Origin of the sequence: Streptomyces sp. NPDC091649 (assembly GCF_044756785.1) — a bacterium.
Lineage (GTDB): Bacteria > Actinomycetota > Actinomycetes > Streptomycetales > Streptomycetaceae > Streptomyces.
This window is the reverse complement of the sequence record NZ_JBIVTR010000001.1, coordinates 240,587-257,952: the sequence shown is the minus strand read 5'-3', so window position 1 is coordinate 257,952 and position 17,366 is coordinate 240,587. Positions and strand designations below refer to the sequence as shown.

The window sequence follows — 17,366 nt, the reverse complement described above, 5'->3', positions numbered from 1 at the left end:
CGGAGGGGCGGTGCACCCGCGCAGCGCGGGAGCACCGCCCCTCCGGCCGTATCGCCCCCTCGGGGCGCCTCGCAGGCCGCCCCTCCGGTTTGGACTTTCCGGCCGGCCTGTTGGACGTTCACCACCGGGCCGTACGAGGGCCTTCCCGTCGCCACCTGGCGTGACTAGCTTCCCGGCTGTAACCACCGGAACCAGGAGGCTCCTTTGACCACGGACATGTCACGGCGACGGCTCTTCGCGCTGGGCGGCGGCGCACTCGGCGCCGCTGCGGCCGGATCGTTCCTGCCGCCGTCGCTCCAGGCCGCCATCGCCGCGCAGCCCGCCCACGCGGGGTCCGGCGGAGACCTCGGGTCCATCAAGCACGTGGTGATCCTGATGCAGGAGAACCGTTCCTTCGACCACTACTTCGGCACCCTGCGCGGCGTACGCGGCTTCGGTGACCGCAACGCCGTCGAGCTGCCCACCGGCGGGACGGTGTTCGAGCAGCCCGGCGCGTCCGGTACCGCCGTGCTCCCCTTCCCGGTGCGCGGAGCGGCCGAGGAGCAGAAGAAGGACCTCCAGTACATCGGAGCCCTCGACCACTCCTGGAACGGCGGCGCCCGGGCATGGGGCGGCGGCTGGATGAACGGCTGGATCAGCGCGAAGACCGCCGCCACGATGGCGTACTACGACCGCCGCGACATCCCGCTCCACTACGAGCTGGCCGACACCTTCACCGTCTGCGACGCCTACCACTCCTCGATCCACACCTCCACCAGCCCCAACCGCAACCACCTCTGGAGCGGGAAGACCGGCTTCGAGCAGAACGGGAAGCGGGCCGTCGGCAACGACGCGTACAGCGAGGGAACCCACCCCGGCTACGACTGGTCCACCTACGCCGAGCGGCTGGAGGAGGCCGGGCGCAGCTGGCGCACGTACACCGAGTGGGAGAACTTCACCGACAACCAGATCGAGTTCTACGCCACCTTCAAGGCGATCGCCCGCAAGGCGCTGGCCCGGACCGGCGGCCACACGTACATGGAAGCCTTCTACGCGAAGGTCCGGGCCGCCTCCGGGGCCGAGCGGGAGCGGCTGCTCGGGCTGCTGGAGGAGGGCGTCGCCACCCTGGACCGGCGCGAGCGCAGCCTGTTCGAGCGGGGGCTGCGCCGGGTGCCGACCGGAACGCTGGCGGACGAGTTCGCCAAGGACGTGGCGTCCGGGACGCTCCCGGCCGTCTCCTACCTGGTCCCCTCGGCGATCGACTCCGAGCACCCGAGCGTCTCCACACCGGTCCACAGCGCCACCGTGGTCTACAAGATCCTCGACGCGCTCGGCAAGCATCCCGACGTGTGGCGGCACACCGCCGTACTGATCAACTACGACGAGAACGACGGCTTCTTCGACCACGTCCCGCCGCCCGTCGCACCCCCCGAGGTCACCGACGAGCAGTGGGAGGGCCGGCCCACCGGGCTCGGCATCCGGGTGCCGCTGCTGGTCGTCTCGCCGTGGACCGTCGGCGGCTACGTCTGCTCCGAGGTCTTCGACCACACCTCCGTCATCCGCTTCCTGGAGCGCTGGACCGGTGTGCGGGAACCCAACATCAGCGACTGGCGGCGGCGCGTCACCGGCGACCTCACCTCCGCCTTCGACTTCGACCGGCCCCGGCGGCAGCCCTCCGTGGAGCGGCCGGCGGCGATCGGGCCGGCCGGCGGACGCTGGCAGCCGAGGCCGCCCGCCGTCCAGCGGCTGCCCGAGCAGGAGCCCGGCGCACGCCCGGCGCGTCCGCTGCCGTACCAGCCGGACGCCCGGGTCCGGCGTACGGGCGAGGTGCTGCGGGTGGAGCTCGCCAACACCGGCCGGTCCTCGGCGCACTTCGCGCTGTACCCGTACGCGGGCGAGTTCCCGGCCCCGCAGCACAAGGACGTCCGGGGCACCGCGCACTGGACCGTCCCGCTGACGGGGGAGGCGTACCGCTTCACGGTCACCGGGCCGAACGGCTTCCGGCGCGAGTTCGCCGGACCGGCCGACGGGGGAGCGGAGGTCGCCACCCGCATCGACCCCCGCGACCGGGACCTGCACCTCACCCTGCGCAACACGGGCCGCCGGGCCCTGACCTTCCTGGTGCGGCCGCTCGGCTACGTCGACGAGGACGACGTACGCGACTGGACCCGGCGCGTCACGGTCAAGCCGGGCCGGAGCCGGGCGCTCGTGCACTCGGCCGCCGACGCCCACGGCTGGTACGACCTCGACGTCACCGTCGACGGGGAGGACGGCTTCCGACGGCGGCTCATGGGACACATCGAGAACGGCCGCGCCAGCGTCTCCGGCTGACCGGCCGGGCCGGCCCGGTCCTGACCGCCTGAGGGGCACAGGGCCTGATCTGTCGGGCGTAAGGAACAGATCAAGCCCTGTGACCATGGCCACGAAACGGACAAAGGATCACGTTCTGCTGACAGAGTGACGATCTCAGGTCAGAGACGTTTACGGGCAGACAATGTCATCTGCGGGTAAAAGTCCACGAACCCGCAGGGAGCTCGTCCGTTGGCCGCCATCGCCCGCTGGTGCATCAGGCACCGTCTCGTCGCCGTCCTCATCTGGCTCGCCGCCCTCGGCGGGACCGCCGCCGCGGCGGGCTTCGCGGGGTCGGCGTACTCCAACGACTACGAGATCCCCGGCACCGAGTCCGGCCGGGCCGCCGAACTCCTCTCGCGCGGCTTCACCGACCTCGGCGGCGACACCGACACCGTCGTCTGGCACACCACCGGCTCCACGGTCCGGGCCGCCGACGTCGAGCAGACCATCACCCGCACGCTCCACGCGATCGAGGACCTGCCGGGCGTCGGCGCGGTCACCGGACCCTACGGAGCCGCCGGCCCCGACCGGATCAGCGCGGACGGCCGCACCGCCTACGCCCAGGTCACCTTCGACCACCCCGCCGACGAGATCCCCGCCGCCCAGGCACAGGCCCTCGTCGACACCGCGAAGGCCGCCGAGACGGACGGGCTCCAGGTCGAGCTGGGCGGCGCCGCCGTCGCCCTCACCGAAGCACCCTCCGTCCACCTCGCCGAGGGCGTCGGCGTCGTCGTCGCGGCCGTGGTGCTCTTCCTGGCCTTCGGCTCGCTCGCCGCCAGCCTGCTGCCCATCGCCACCGCCCTGGTCTCCGTCGGCACCGCCTACGCGGGCATCGTGCTGCTCGGCCACCTGATGACCGTGGCCGACTTCGCCCCGATGCTCGGCATGCTCATCGGCCTCGGCGTGGGCATCGACTACGCCCTGTTCATCGTCACCCGGCACCGCAGAGGGCTGCGGCGCGGCATGTCGGTGCCCGAAGCCGCCCAGAACGCCGTCGCGACCACCGGCCGCGCCGTCGTCTTCGCCGGGGCCACCGTCTGCATCGCCCTGCTCGGCATGCTGATCCTGCGGCTCGGCTTCCTCAACGGCGTCGCCATCGCCGCCTCGCTCACCGTCGTCCTCACCGTGCTGGCCTCGGTCACCCTGCTGCCCGCCCTGCTCTCCCTCATCGGCATGCGGGCACTCAGCCGCCGCGAACGGCGGCAGCTCGCCGAACACGGCCCGCGGCCCGAACTGCCCACCGGCTTCGCCGCCCGCTGGTCGGCCTTCGTGGAGCGCCACCCCAAGCTCCTGGGCGGGATCGCGGCCGTCGTCATGCTGGTGCTCGCCCTGCCCGCGCTCGGCCTCCACCTGGGCACCTCCGACCAGGGCAACAACCCGGCCACCGCCACCACCCGGCAGGCGTACGACCTGCTCGCCGACGGCTTCGGGCCCGGCGTCAACGGCCCCCTCACCATCGCCGCCCAGCTCGACGGCGCGGACGACCGGCTGGCGCTCAACTCGCTGCCCGAGGAGCTGCGCGCCACCGAAGGCGTCGCCTCGGTGAGCCCGGCCACCTACAACAGCGCCGGCGACACCGCCTTCCTCACCGTCGTCCCCGACTCGTCCCCCCAGTCGCAGGACACCAGCGAACTGGTCGACCGGATCCGGGACGACGTACTGCCGCCGGTCCAGGACGACACCTCGCTGGAAGCCCATGTCGGCGGGGTGACGGCGAGCTACGACGACTTCGCCGAGATCATCGTCGGGAAGCTGCCCCTCTTCGTGGGGGTCGTCATCGGACTCGGCTGCCTGCTGCTGCTCCTGGCCTTCCGGTCCATCGGCATCCCCGTGAAGGCCGCCGTGATGAACGTGGCCGCCGTCGCCTCCTCCTTCGGCGTCGTCGTGGCCGTCTTCCAGTGGGGCTGGGGGAGCGAACTCCTCGGTCTCGGCAGCGCCGGGCCCATCGAGCCCTTCCTCCCCGTGATCATGGTCTCGGTCCTCTTCGGCCTCTCCATGGACTACCAGGTCTTCCTGGTCGGCCGGATGTACGAGGAGTGGCTGGAGACCGGCGACAACCGGCGCTCGGTCCGCGTCGGCCTCGCCGAGACCGGCCGGGTCATCAACTCCGCCGCCGTGATCATGATCTCCGTCTTCCTCGCCTTCGTGCTCAGCGGCGACCGGGTCATCGCCATGTTCGGCATCGCGCTGGCCACCGCCGTGGCCCTGGACGCCTTCGTCCTGCGCACCCTGCTCGTACCCGCCCTCATGCACATGCTCGGCGGAGCGAACTGGTGGCTGCCGGGCTGGCTGGACAGGCGGCTGCCTCGGATCAGCATCGAGCCGCCCGACTGCGTGCCGTCCCGTGCGAGGATTCCCGAGGCGCGCGCGGACGACGGGACCGAACCGTCGGACGAGCGTGCCGAACTGGTCCGGGAGCCCGAGAAGGAGCACGATGTTCGCCATATCGCTGGGTGACGACACGGCCGAGCTGCGCCCGCTGGAGGTCTGGCAGGCCGCGGAGTTCCTCGCCCATATGGACCGGGCCCGGGACGTGGTCGACCCCTGGATCCCGTTCGCGTCCTTCGCCACCGACCTGGAGTCGGCGACCGCCCTGCTCCAGCGGTACGCGGAGAAGCAGGCGGCGGACACCGGGCGGCTGTACGGCATCTGGCTGGACGGCGCCCTCGTCGGCGGTGTCCTCTTCCGGGTCTTCGACGCGAAGTCGGGCAACTGCGAGATCGGCGTGTGGCTGGAGAGCGCCGCCCAGGGCCGCGGCCTGGTCACCCGCGCGGCCGAGCACCTGATCGGCTGGGCGGTGCACGAGCGCGGCATGCACCGCGTGGAGTGGGTCGCCTCCGCCGCGAACACCAGGTCGATCGCGGTGGCGAAGCGGCTCGGGATGACCCGCGACGGGGTGCTCCGGGAGAACTACCACTACCGGGGCGTACGTCACGACTCCGAGATCTGGTCCGTCCTCGCCCCGGAGTGGCGGGCCCGCACCGAGCGCTGAGTACCGGCGCGGCCCGGGCGCGGTCCCGGTGTGCGCGGTCCCGGTGTTAAGAGGGCTCTCATCCGGGCCGCCTAGCGTGCGGCGTATGAACACCACCCCCTCCAGGACGACGACCCCGCCCACGACCACACCCCCGCCCGCCGGGACGACCGGCCCCGCCGAGGGCGCCGCCGACGCCGTCACGGAGGAGCCCGTAGCGAAGGACCCCCCGGCCGGGGAGCCCCCGGCGGAGGACGCCGACATGCCGTCCGGCACCCCCGGCACGCCGTCCGGCCCGGCCGGTACGCCGTCCGACTCCGCCACGGCCCCCGACGACCTCGCCGGGCAGCCCGGTGCCGAGGACGAGGACGGGGACGGGGACGCGGAGCCCGACGCCTTCGCCGAAGCCCGCCACGGCGTCGGCGCGGGCGCGGCGGCCGTCGTCTCCGCCGCCCTGGGCGTCGTCGCCCTGACCGGCGCGTGGACCGGCCGGGTCGCCGCCGAGCGCGAGACGCTCATCGGCCAGATCGCGACCGCCGGTGGCGGCAGCCCGGCCCAGCAGATCTCCGAGATCTACGGGGACGCCTGGCACGCCACCGCCCTGGTCAACGGCCTCTTCGCCGTCCTGTCCCTGCTCGTCGGCGCCTTCGTCCTGGTCCGCCCCGCCTTCGGCGCCCCCTCCGAGCGGCCGCAGCCCACCTGGGTCCGCGCGGTCGCCCTGGCCGGTGTCGCCCTCGGCGTCATCGGGGTGCTGATCTCCGCGGGCATGTACCTCGACCTCTTCGTCGCCCTGCCCAGTGCGGGCGCACCGGCCGGCGGCTGACCCCGCTCCGGCGCCCCTACGGCACCGGCCCGGGGCGCCCGCCCGCCCCTCGGACACCCGGAGGCCGGCCCTAAGGCCCCCGGCACGGGGAAGATGCGGAACTCGCCCGATGCGGCACCCCCTCCTGGCCGACGACAGTGGACACACAGCGAACACAGGGCCCCGGCCGACCGGCCGGGCGCCCCCCGGTCCGCTGCCACGACCAGGAATCAGGGACCCGCCATGTACGAGTACGAGCTCTACCGCTCCACCTCCGCCGAGCTGATCCGCCGGGCCGACGCCGAGCGCGAGATCGGCCGGGCCCGCCGCGCCCGCCGGGCCGCCCGCCGCACCGGACGCGGTGACCCCGAAGGGAAGGCGGTGCAGGACCGCACCCGCTTCGCTCCCGCCGCCTGACGATGTCCGCGCCCGGGACGACCACCGCGCCGGGCACCGGCCCCGCCGACGCCCCCTCGGGGCCGGGCGGGGCGGGCCCGGACCGCGCCGGGAACATGATCACCGTCAGCGAAAGGGGTGCCGTCGCCTCCTACGCGTATGCGATGCTCGGCGGCGTGGAGACCAGGTCAGTCAGCCCCGTGTTCGTCGGGCGCACCGAGGAGCTCGCCTCGCTCACCGAGGCACTCGCGCGGGCCGCGTCCGGCGATCCGCAGGCCCTGCTGATCGGCGGCGAGGCGGGCGTCGGCAAGACCCGCCTGGTCGAGCAGTTCGTCGCGGCGGCCGAACGCCGCGACGCCGTGGTGGCCGTCGGGTCCTGCGTCGAGATCGGGGCCGACGGGCTGCCGTTCGCCCCGTTCCCCGCCGCCCTGCGCGCGCTGCGCCGCGCCCTGCCCGAGGAGACGGCCGCCGCCTGCGCCGGCCAGGAGGGCGAGCTGGCCCGGCTCCTGCCCGAGCTGGGCGAGGTCCACGGGGACGCGACCGACGAGCACAGCATCGCCCGCCTCTTCGAACTCACCGCACGCCTGCTGGAGCGGATCTCCGCGGACCGCGCGGTCGTCCTCGTCCTGGAGGACCTGCACTGGGCCGACGCCTCCACCCGGCACCTGCTCGCCTATCTCTTCCGCACCCTGAGCAGCGGCCGCCTCGTGGTCGTCGGCACCTACCGGGCCGACGACATCCACCGCCGCCACCCCCTGCGCCCGCTCCTCGCCGAGCTGGACCGGCTGCGCACCGTCACCCGCGTCGAGCTGGACAGGTTCAGCCATGACGAGGTCGGCCGCCAGCTCGCCGGGATCCTTGCCGAGACCCCCGAGGCCCGGCTCGTCGACGAGATCTTCGACCGCTCCGACGGCAACGCCTTCTTCGTCGAGGAGCTGGCCCGCTCCCTGGAGTGCTGCGGCGACAGCTCCGGGCTGACCGAATCGCTCCGCGACCTCCTGCTCGTCCGCGTGGAGGCACTCCCCGAGCACGCCCAGCGAATCGCCCGGACCGTCGCGGAGGGCGGCTCCTTCGTCGAACACGAACTGCTGGCCGCCGTCGCCGGACTCGGCGAGGACGACCTCGACGAGGCCCTGCGCGCGGCCGTCGGCGCCAACCTGCTGCAACCCGCGCCGGACAACGACGGCTACCGCTTCCGGCACTCCCTGGTCCGCGAGGCCGTCAGCGACGACCTGCTGCCCGGCGAACGAACCCGCGTCAACCGCCGGTACGCCGAAGCCCTGGAGGCCGACCCCTCGCTCGTCCGGGACGACGAACGCGCCACCCGCCTCGCCAGCTACTGGTACGCCGCCCACGACGCGGCCAAGGCCCTGCCCGCCGTGCTCCGGGCCGCCGTCGAGGCCCGCCGCCGCTACGCCTACTCCGAGCAACTGAGGCTGCTGGAGCGGGCGATGGAGCTCTGGGACGACGTGCCCGACGCGGTACGCGCCACCCTGCGCCCCTTCGACTACGCGGAGGTCTACCCGGCCTCCGGCTGCGACCCGGAGCACACGCCGCTGCGCTACCTGGACGTGATGGCCGAGGCCACCGTCGCCGCCCGCTTCGGCGGCGACCGCAAGCGCTCCCTCGCCATCTCCAAGAAGGCGATGCGCGTCCTGGCGTCCGAGGCCGATCCACTGCGCGAGGCATGGTTCTGGGTCCAGCGGTCCCGGCTGATGCAGGGGCTCGACAAGGGGGACGGCTGGGAGGAGCTCGCCACCGCGCAGGAACTGGTGCGCGGGCTCCCGCCGTCCCCCGTGCAGGCCGACGTCCTGACCAATGTGGCCAGTTGGCGGGCGCTGCACCAGCCGGGCCCCCAGGCGCTCGCCGACAGCGACCGCGCCGTGGAGTACGCCCGGCTCGTGGGCGACGAGTACATCGAGCTGCACGCCCGCCTCACCCGGGGCTGGCTCACCGCGGACGCGGGCGGCGTGGAGGACGGGCTCGCCGAGATGTACGCGGTCCGGGACCGCGCCGAGGAGCGGGGACTGGTGCACCTCCTGGGCCGGGCCAGCATCAACCTGCCCTCCTCGCTCGAAGCGATGGGCCGCTCGCTGGAGGCCGTCGCCGCCGCCGACCACGGCATCCAGGTGTGTCACCGGCACGGCCTGGCCGACTCCGGCGCCTGGGTGTACGCCAACCAGGCGCAGTCCCTGTTCTCCCTCGGGCACTGGGACCAGAGCGAGGCCGCCGCCGCGTCCGCCGACCGCCTCGCGCTCGCCGCGAAGGCGAAGGGCCTCGCGGCTCTCCGCCGTACCGAACTGGCCGTCGCGCGCGGGGACATCGCCGAGGGGGAGGAGCTGCTCGCCCTGACCCGCCGGCACTTCGGTCAGCGCGATCCGCAGCCCCAGCACCTGATCACTCCGGTCCGGCACGCCGTGCTGCTCGCCGCCGCCCAGGGCAGACTCGCCGACGCGCGGGCCGCCTTCGAGGAACTGGCCCGGCACGGCTTCCCGCCCGGCACCCAGCGCTACGCCCTGCCCCTGCTCCAGACCGCCGCCATGATCGAGGCCGACGCCCGCGGGCTGCCCGCCGCCGAACCGGACCGCGCACAACTGCTCGCGCTGATCCGCCGGTGCGCGAAGAACCTTCCGATGCTCGTGCCCGTGTGGGCGGCCCACGGCGTCCTCATCGAAGCGGAGCTGGCCCGCGCCGAGGGCACGGACACCCCCGCGCACTGGGCGCGCGCCGCCGAGGCGTTCGGCCCGCTGAGCCGCCCGTACGAACTGGCCCAGGTCCACCGCCGCTGGGCGGAGTCCCTGCTCATCGCCCCCGGCGACCGGTCCACCGCCACGGCCCTGCTGCACCGCGCCCACGAGGCCGCCCGACGACTCGGCGCACGCCCGCTCACCGAGGCGGTCGAACAGCTGGCGGCCCGGGCCCGCATCGCTCTGGACGGCTCCGGCACGGCACTCGGCCACGACGCCGCGATCCGTCCGGCCGCCCTGGCCGACGCATCCGACGCGGGGGGCTCCGGGCCGCCGTCGCCCGAGGAGCGGGATCCCGCCGTCGCCGCCGTGGCGTCCCTGGGGCTGACCCCGCGCGAACAGGATGTGCACCGCCTGGTGGCGGCCGGGCACACCAATCGCAGGATCGCCGAGGAGCTGTTCATCTCGCCGAAGACCGCGAGCGTCCACGTCTCCAACATCCTGGCCAAGCTCGGCGTCTCCAGCCGGGGCGAGGCAGCGGCCCTCGCCCACCGCCTGAGGCTCTACCCGGCCGCGTAACGGCTCCGGGGCGGGCGTCGGCTCCCCACCGCGCCGACGCCCGCCCCGGCCCCGGCCACTACGCCTCGGGTTCCTCGTCCGCGCGGCGCTGCGGCCCGCTCGCCGGCTGCCCGGGCCGCGGCCGGTCGAGCACGGCGTCCCGCTCCGGCACAACGTCCCGCTCGGGCACGGCCGGCCGCAGGCAACCCTCGCCGGGCCCGGGGGCGCCGTCCGCGATCGGGGCGCGGACGGTCACCTTGCCGGAGACCAGATCTATCGGCCCCCGGTTCGGATCGCCGACGCCGAGCTCCACCCGGCTCAGCTCCAGCCGCTTGCGCTCGTCGGAGACGTGTTTGCGTCCCGGGGAGAAGAGATCCTCGAAGAAATTGAACACCGGCCGTGCTCCCTCCGACATGCCGCGCGGGCGGACGGCTACCGCACGTCCACCCGGAGAATCCTGTCGTCCCCGGGCTTCGGCGTGCCCCGTCCGTCCGTGTTGCTGGTGACCAGCCACAGACGGCCGCTCCCCGCACTCACCACAGTGCGCAGGCGGCCGTGCTTCTCCTCCAGGAACGCCTGGGGGTCCGCGGAAGGTTCCTCGGTCCCTTCGCCGGACAGCGGAATCCGCCACAGCCGCTCGCCGCGCAGACCGGCCATCCAGATCGAGCCCTCCGCGTACGCGATCCCGCTGGGGGACGCCTCCGAGGTCTTCCACTGGGCCACCGGGTCGACGAACCCGCCCTCGCCCTCCCGGCCCTCCACCTCGGGCCAGCCGTAGTTGCCGCCGGGCTCGATCAGATTCAGCTCGTCCCAGGTGTCCTGGCCGAACTCGGCGGCCCACAGCCGTTTCCGCGCGTCCCAGGCGAGCCCCTGCACATTGCGGTGCCCGTACGAATACACCACCGAGTCCGCCTCCGGATTGCCGTGCACCGGCTCGCCGTCGGGGGTCATCCGCAGGATCTTGCCCGCCAGCGACTCCTTGTCCTGGGCCAGCCCGGTGTCCCCGGTCTCGCCCGTGCCCGCGTACAGCATCCTGTCCGGACCGAACGCGATCCGGCCCCCGTTGTGGACGCTGCCCTTGGGGATGCCGCGGAGCACGGTGTCCGGGGCCCCGAGCTGTTGTCCGGCCGGGCGCTTCTCGTCGTAACTCATACGGACGATCCGGTTGTCGGATGTGGTGGTGAAGTAGGCGTACACCAGCCGGTCCGCGCCGAACGTCGAGGAGACGGCGAGCCCCAGGAGCCCGCCCTCGCCGCCCGGGGACACCCCGGGCACCTCGCCCAGCAGCGTCTTCTTCCCGCTCTCGCCGTCGATGCGCTGCACCGTGCCCTCGTCGCGCGAGGACACCAGCAGGTCACCGCCCGGCAGCGGGGCCAGCCCCCAGGGCGACTTCAGGCCCTCGGTCAGCGTCGAGACGACCTTCGCCGAACCCTTCGCGGGCGGCCGGTCCGCCGACCGGCTCGGCGAGGCCGAGGGAGCGGAGTCCCCCGAGGCGCTCGGGGGACCGGCGGGCCGGCCGGACGGCCCCCCGTCCCCGTCGCCGGAACACGCGGCGGACAGCAGCAGGGCGGCCGACGCCAGCACGGCCACCGCCCCCCTGCGCATCGCCGGGGACTGCACAGGTCCGAACAGAGCACCACGCACGGAACCGATCCTTTCGACGGTTGCCTGACCAAGGGCTGTCCCGTAACCCCCGGCGGGCGCGCGACGACGGCTACGGCACCTGGGGAATTGCGGGACAACCCTTACCCGTTACTACACCGCGGCCGGTCCAGGAGTTCCCGATGCGCCCATTCTCCCGCCGGACGCCACACGGCGACCGGCCACATGACGCCCGGCCGGGTCAGGCCGGCAGCGTGACGGCCGGCCCGGCCACCGTGCGACCGCCCCCGCCGGACTCCGTACCTCGGCGAGCGGTCCCGTGACGCTCAGTCCCACGACTCGCGCGCGGCGGGCAGCCCGTCGATCTCCGTGAGGTCCCGGTCGTCCAGGACCACCCGCGCCGCCCCGGCGTTCTCCACCGCCCACCGCTCCCGCTTCGCCCCCGGCACCGGCACCACGTGCGGGCCCTGACGCAGCACCCACGCCAGTGCCACCTGGGCCACGGTCGCCCCGCGGCGCTCCGCGACCCGCCGCAGCCCGGCCACCACCGGCTGGTTCGCCGCCATCACCTCCGCCGTGAACCGCGGATGGCGGGCCCGCAGGTCCTCCGGCTCGAAACCCTGGCCCGGCTTCAGCGTCCCGGTCAGATAGCCGCTGCCCAGCGGCATCGCGGCCAGCAGCCCGACGCCGCGCGCCACGCACCACGGCAGCAGCTCCGCCAGCGCCTCCCGCGACCACACCGACAGCTCCGCCTCGACGGCGCTGACCGGGAAGACCTGCTGGATCCGCTCCAGCTGCCGGATCGTTCCCTCGTGCGGCCCCTCGCCCGACCGGCGCGGGGCCCGCGCGCCCACCGCGCACAGGCCCAGCGAGCGCACCTTGCCCGCGGTGACCAGCTCCGCCATCGCACCCCAGGTCTCCTCCACCGGCACCTCGGGGTCGGCCCGGTGCAACTGGTACAGGTCGATCACATCGGTCTGGAGCCGCCGCAGCGAGGCGTCACAGGCCCGCCGGACGTACCCCGGCCGGCCGTTGGCGACGATGTGCTGATCGCCCACCAGCAAGCCGCACTTGGTGGAGACGAACGCCTCCTGGCGGCGGCCCTTCAGCGCCCGCCCCACCAGCAGCTCGTTGGTGAACGGCCCGTACATGTCCGCGGTGTCGAGCAGCCGGACGCCCGCGTCCAGCGCCGCGTGCACCGTCCGCACCGAACGGTCGCCGAGCCGCTGCGACGCGCTGTAGCCCCAGCTCATCGGCATACAGCCCAGCCCGACCGCCCCCACGGCGAACCCCGCGGCCCCGATAGTCCTGCACTCCAACTCCCCGAACCCTCCCTAGGGCCTGCCGTCACATGCCCGCCCGCCGGGCGGCGTCCGGCACGCCACGCTCGCGGCGCTGCCGAAACGTCCTGGCAGCCCCGCCGCGAGACCACTCCGGCGCCGTGCGACCGCACCTCACCGGCAGAGCCCCCGGCCGCCCTTCGGGCGACGACGGCAGCGTGACCGCGGGCCCCGGGGCCCGCCATCGCACTCCCGTCGGCCGGGCGACGCCTGGTCCGGGCCCGCCGGCTCCCGCTCCCGCCGTCACGGACCGTGCCGCCCCCCCCAAAGTAGCCTCTGCCCGAACCGGTCGAGCGCGCAGCCGTCCTGGAGCGCTCGCACACCCGTCGCATAGCCTCCTGACCATGACTGCGACGACTGCCCGCGTGTGGCTGCCCTTTCCGGCCGATGAGATCGACGGGCTCCCCGAGGGCCTCGACTACCTCTTCTGGGACGGCGAACCGGACTTCCCCGGAGATCCGGCCGACTGCGCCTACTACGTCGTCCCCTACATGAAAGGCCCCGAGGTCGCGGTGCGCCCGCTCGCCGCGATGAGCGCCGTCCGGGTCGTACAGACACTCTCCGCCGGCATCGACCACGTGGAGCCGGGCCTCGGCCTGCTGCCCGCGGGGGTGCGGCTCTGCAACGCCAAGGGGGTGCACGAGGCGTCCACCGCCGAGCTGGCGCTCACCCTGATCCTCGCCTCCCTGCGGGATGTTCCCGGGTTCGTCCACGGCCAGGGCAAGGAGGAGTGGCGCTCCGGCTTCTACCCGGCGCTCGCCGGCAAGTCCGTCCTCATCGTGGGCTACGGCTCCATCGGCTCGGCCATCGAGGACCGGCTCGCCCCGTTCGAGTGCGCGCGGGTGGCGCGCGTCGCGCGCTCCGCGCGGACCACCGCACGCGGTCCCGTGCACCCGCTCGACTCGCTGCCCGCCCTGCTGCCCGAGGCCGACGTCGTGATCCTCTCCACCCCGCTGAACGCCTCCACGCGGGGGCTGGTGGACGCCGGGTTCCTCGCCGCGATGCCCGACGGGGCCCTCCTGGTCAACGTCGCCCGCGGCGGAGTCGTCGACACCGAGGCCCTGTTGTCCGAACTCGAGTCCGGACGCCTGCGGGCCGCACTCGACGTGACCGACCCGGAACCCCTGCCCGCGGGCCATCCTCTCTGGCATGCTCCGCATGTCTTGATCACGCCTCATGTGGGCGGCAGCACCTCGGCGTTCGAACCGCGCGCCAAGCGGCTGCTGGCCGCACAGCTCACCCGGTTCGCCGCCGGAGAACCGGTGGACAACGTCGTACGCACCACCGGCTGACCCTCCACGACGGGCTCACCGGAGGGCGGTCCGGACGCACGCGGTGCCCTTCACCTCGCATTTCGTCACAGAGCGTAGAGAATCTATGGCCCTGAGTGACGAATCTGGTGTATCGTCCGATCCGGGGGGCTGCGCCGTGGAAGGGACGGCGCGGGGGGAGCACCGGAACGCGAGGGGGCGACGGGCGATGTGCTGGCCATGGAGAGACGATCCGACGCGGACGGGCGCACCGTCGAGGCCGTCCGCGCCGACGGAGCGCAGCGCCCGCCGATGGCCGGATCCCTGCCCCGGAGCGACGGTGCCGAAGCGGCCCCGGCCGGGCCGGAGCGAGCGGCGCCGGCAGGGCCCGGAGAAGCACCGGGCGCCGGGGGGCACGTCTCCGGCGGGGCGGGGAGCCCTCCGGTGAGCGCGCTGGGGACCCTGCTCGCCCCGCGGTCCACCTCCGGCACGACGGGGATGCGGTCCCGCATCCTGCTCGGCGTCGTCTGCGCGGGGTATTCGGTGGGTGCCGCCTTCGGCTGGGGATCGTCGCGAGTGGCGCTCGTCATGGGCGACTTCGGTCTCGCCGCGGCAGCGCTGATCGCCGCGGTCTCCTGCTTCCTCTACGCACGGGCGGGCACGGGCCGACTGCGGCCCGCGTGGCTGCTGTTCGCGCTCTCCTCCCTCATGGCGGCCTGCGGAAACGCCGTCTGGGGCTGGTACGAGGTGATCCTCGGCGTCGCCGTGCCCACGCCCTCCCTGGCCGACCTCTTCTTCCTCTGCTTCGCGCCGCCCGCCATCGTCGGGCTGCTCGTGCTCGCCAAGCGCCCCGTCACCCGCGCCGGCTGGGTGTGCCTGGCCCTGGACGCCTGGCTGATCGGCGGCTCCCTGCTGACGCTCGCCTGGAGCCTCGCCCTCGCGCACACCACGCACCTGACGGGCTTCCAGGACGCCAGCGTCGCGCCCGCGGCCCTCTCGCTGGCCTATCCGCTGCTCGACATCGTGCTCGTGTCGATGGTGCTCGCCCTGCACTTCCGCCGGTCCGGGGTGAACCGGTCCGCGGTGAACACCGCCATCGCCGCCCTGGCGCTCACCGTGCTGAGCGACGCGGTGTTCACCTCACCGCTGCTGCGCTCCACCTATCACTCGGGCCAACTCCTCGACGCCGGCTGGTTCGCCGGGTCGCTGCTCCTCGCCTACGCCCCCTGGGGCACCCGGCGCGGGACCCGGCCGCCCGCCCGCCCCGGCCCCCCGCGAGCCATCGCCAGCCGCCCGATCGCCGGCTCCCTGGCGGCCCTGACCCCGTATCTCGCCGCCGCCGTCTGCACGCTGGGCATCCTGTACAACGTGGTCGACGGCCGCCGGGTGGACCGCGTCGTCATCTTCACCGGCTGCACCGTCGTCCTGGCGCTGGTCGTCCGGCAGGGCATCATGCTCCTCGACAACATCTCGCTCACCCAGGAGCTGGCCCAGAAGGAGAACCACTTCCGCTCCCTGGTGCAGGGCTCCAGCGACGTCATCATGATCGCCGCGCCCAACGGCACCCTGCGCTACGTCAGCCCCGCCGCCGCCGGGGTCTACGGACGCGAGGCGGAGGACCTCGTCGGCTCCGAGCTTTCCTCGATCATCCACCCCGAGGACCTGGGCCGGTTCGTCCACGAGGTGCGGCGCTTCCTCGCCGCCCCGCCGCGCGAGGAACCCACCACCCGCATCGAATGCCGCTTCCGCTCGGGTGCCGGCGACTGGCTCCACGTCGAGTCGACCGTCAACCGCCACCAGGGCGGCCTCCTCCTCAACAGCCGGGACGTCACGGAACGGGTCAGACTCCAGGCCCAGTTGCAGCACAACGCCGAGCACGACCCGCTCACCGACCTGCCCAACCGGGCCCTGTTCACCGCCCGGGTCCGCCAGGCGCTCGGCGGCCGCCGCTCGGGCGACTCGGGCACCGCCGTCCTCTTCATCGACCTCGACGGCTTCAAGGCGGTCAACGACACCATCGGCCACCAAGCGGGCGACGAACTCCTCGTCCAGGCCGGCCGCCGCCTCCAGGACTCCGTCCGCGCCGGCGACACCGCCGCCCGGCTCGGCGGCGACGAGTTCGCCGCGCTCATCATGGGCGACGGCACCCGCGACCAGGGCGCCCGGGAGTACCAGGTCCACGAGATCGCCGACCGGCTGCGCCTCACCCTCTCCCAGCCCTACCGGATCGGCCCCAGCGAGGTCCGGGTGGCGGCCTCCATCGGCGTGGCCTTCGCCGAACCCGGCATCAGCCCCACCGACCTCATGCGCAACGCGGACCTCGCGATGTACCGCGCCAAGGCCGGCGGCAAGGACCGGGTCGAGCTGTACGCCCCCCAGATGCAGGCCGACGTCGTACGCCGATCCGAGCTGGCCACCCGGCTGCGCACCGCCCTGCGCGACGGCGAGTTCGCCCTGCTCCACCAGCCCGTCGTCCACCTCGCCAGCGGCTCCATCGCCGCCGTCGCCGCCCAGGCCCGCTGGCGCTCCGCCCAGGGCATCCTCTTCACCCCCGCCGAGTTCCTGAGGGTCTCCGGCGACGACGACCGCACCGCCGAGCTCGGCAACTGGCTCCTGGAGGAGGCGGTGGCCCAGGCCGCCGACCGGGCCAGGGCCGGGCACCCCGTCTCCGTCTCCGTCCGGCTCTCCGCCGCCCGGCTGCTGGACGCGGCGCCGCCCCCCGGCTCCATCGAGGCGCTGCTGACCCGCCACGGCCTGCCCTCGGGCGCCCTGATGGTCGAGGTCGCCGACAGCGACCCGCGCGTCTCCTTCGACGCCCTGGAACAGCGCCTGGTGTCCCTGCGCCGCCTCGGGGTGCGGATCGCGCTCGACGGCTTCGGCAGCGGCTTCGCCGCGATCAACGCGCTGCGCCGGCTCCCCATCGACGTACTGAAGCTCGACCGGAACCTGGTGGAGGGGGTGGTCGAATCGGCCAGGCTGCACAAGATCACCAGCGGCCTCCTGCGGATCGCCTGCGACCTCGGACTCCAGTCCGTCGCGGACGGCGTCGACGTCCCCGAACAAGTCCTGGCCCTGCGTGCCATGGGGTGCACCCACGGCCAGGGGATGGCCTTCTCGGGCCCGCTGGACGAGTACCGGCTGCGACGCGCCCTGGTGCGGGGGGAGTTTCCCGTGCCGGGCATCCCCGGCCCCCGGCCGGTGATGGCGGGCGGCTCGATTCCGCTGCTCACCGGATCACATGCTGAGACGCCCGTCCCACCTACTTGACACGTCATGCGTGCCGGAGAGAGGGTCAATGCCATGCGCACCCGAATTCTCGTACTTGGAAAGCGCGTCGGCTGAAGCGGAGTCACTCCACGACACTCTGCGGACCGCACCCGGCGCGCTCCCCTCGCTTGCCTCACGGCACGAGGGGTTTTTTGTTGCACC

At 73.8% G+C, this 17,366-nt stretch carries 11 protein-coding genes; 8 read left to right on the top strand and 3 right to left on the bottom strand.

Going from position 1 to position 17,366, the window contains the following annotated elements:
* The first annotated feature begins 204 nt into the window (after positions 1 to 204).
* The 6 genes from ACIQMU_RS01130 (at position 205) to ACIQMU_RS01105 (ending at position 9,766) form a co-directional block, all read left to right on the top strand.
* Entirely contained in the window at positions 205 to 2,310 is a 2,106-nt protein-coding gene (locus ACIQMU_RS01130) for a phosphocholine-specific phospholipase C (protein ID WP_402688013.1), read from the top strand.
* A 210-nt stretch (positions 2,311 to 2,520) separates the two neighbouring features.
* The gene (locus tag ACIQMU_RS01125; protein ID WP_402688012.1) at positions 2,521 to 4,788 is read left to right on the top strand and encodes an MMPL family transporter; all 2,268 of its coding nucleotides are present in this window, start codon (positions 2,521 to 2,523) and stop codon (positions 4,786 to 4,788) included.
* Positions 4,766 to 5,323, top strand: coding sequence for a GNAT family protein (locus ACIQMU_RS01120; RefSeq protein WP_352238344.1), 558 nt, complete (start codon positions 4,766 to 4,768; stop codon positions 5,321 to 5,323). The genes ACIQMU_RS01125 and ACIQMU_RS01120 overlap by 23 nt, the downstream gene beginning before the upstream one ends.
* 85 nt (positions 5,324 to 5,408) lie before the next feature.
* Positions 5,409 to 6,125, top strand: a complete 717-nt coding sequence (locus ACIQMU_RS01115) for a hypothetical protein (protein WP_402688011.1) — start codon at positions 5,409 to 5,411, stop codon at positions 6,123 to 6,125.
* Positions 6,126 to 6,347: 222 nt separating this feature from the next.
* Positions 6,348 to 6,521: a hypothetical protein gene (locus tag ACIQMU_RS01110; RefSeq protein WP_352238346.1), complete on the top strand. Its 174-nt coding sequence runs from the start codon at positions 6,348 to 6,350 to the stop codon at positions 6,519 to 6,521.
* A gap of 2 nt (positions 6,522 to 6,523) precedes the next feature.
* Complete coding sequence (locus ACIQMU_RS01105) at positions 6,524 to 9,766, top strand: AAA family ATPase (protein ID WP_402688010.1); 3,243 nt, start codon at positions 6,524 to 6,526, stop codon at positions 9,764 to 9,766.
* Positions 9,767 to 9,824: 58 nt separating this feature from the next.
* Here ACIQMU_RS01105 and ACIQMU_RS01100 read toward each other — a convergent pair whose 3' ends face one another.
* The 3 genes from ACIQMU_RS01100 to ACIQMU_RS01090 form a co-directional block, all read right to left on the bottom strand.
* A complete protein-coding gene (locus ACIQMU_RS01100) occupies positions 9,825 to 10,139 on the bottom strand; it encodes a DUF6191 domain-containing protein (protein WP_352238347.1) in 315 nt (104 codons plus the stop codon).
* A gap of 38 nt (positions 10,140 to 10,177) precedes the next feature.
* The gene (locus tag ACIQMU_RS01095; protein ID WP_352238348.1) at positions 10,178 to 11,389 is read right to left on the bottom strand and encodes a PQQ-dependent sugar dehydrogenase; all 1,212 of its coding nucleotides are present in this window, start codon (positions 11,387 to 11,389) and stop codon (positions 10,178 to 10,180) included.
* A 284-nt stretch (positions 11,390 to 11,673) separates the two neighbouring features.
* Complete coding sequence (locus tag ACIQMU_RS01090; protein WP_352238565.1) at positions 11,674 to 12,630, bottom strand: aldo/keto reductase; 957 nt, start codon at positions 12,628 to 12,630, stop codon at positions 11,674 to 11,676.
* 401 nt (positions 12,631 to 13,031) lie between these two features.
* On the opposite strand from ACIQMU_RS01090, the gene ACIQMU_RS01085 reads away from it, so the two are divergent.
* Both ACIQMU_RS01085 and ACIQMU_RS01080 read left to right on the top strand, forming a co-directional pair.
* Positions 13,032 to 13,979: a 2-hydroxyacid dehydrogenase gene (locus ACIQMU_RS01085; protein WP_352238349.1), complete on the top strand. Its 948-nt coding sequence runs from the start codon at positions 13,032 to 13,034 to the stop codon at positions 13,977 to 13,979.
* A 402-nt stretch (positions 13,980 to 14,381) separates the two neighbouring features.
* A complete protein-coding gene (locus ACIQMU_RS01080; protein ID WP_352238566.1) occupies positions 14,382 to 17,204 on the top strand; it encodes an EAL domain-containing protein in 2,823 nt (940 codons plus the stop codon).
* The last annotated feature ends 162 nt before the right edge of the window (positions 17,205 to 17,366 follow it).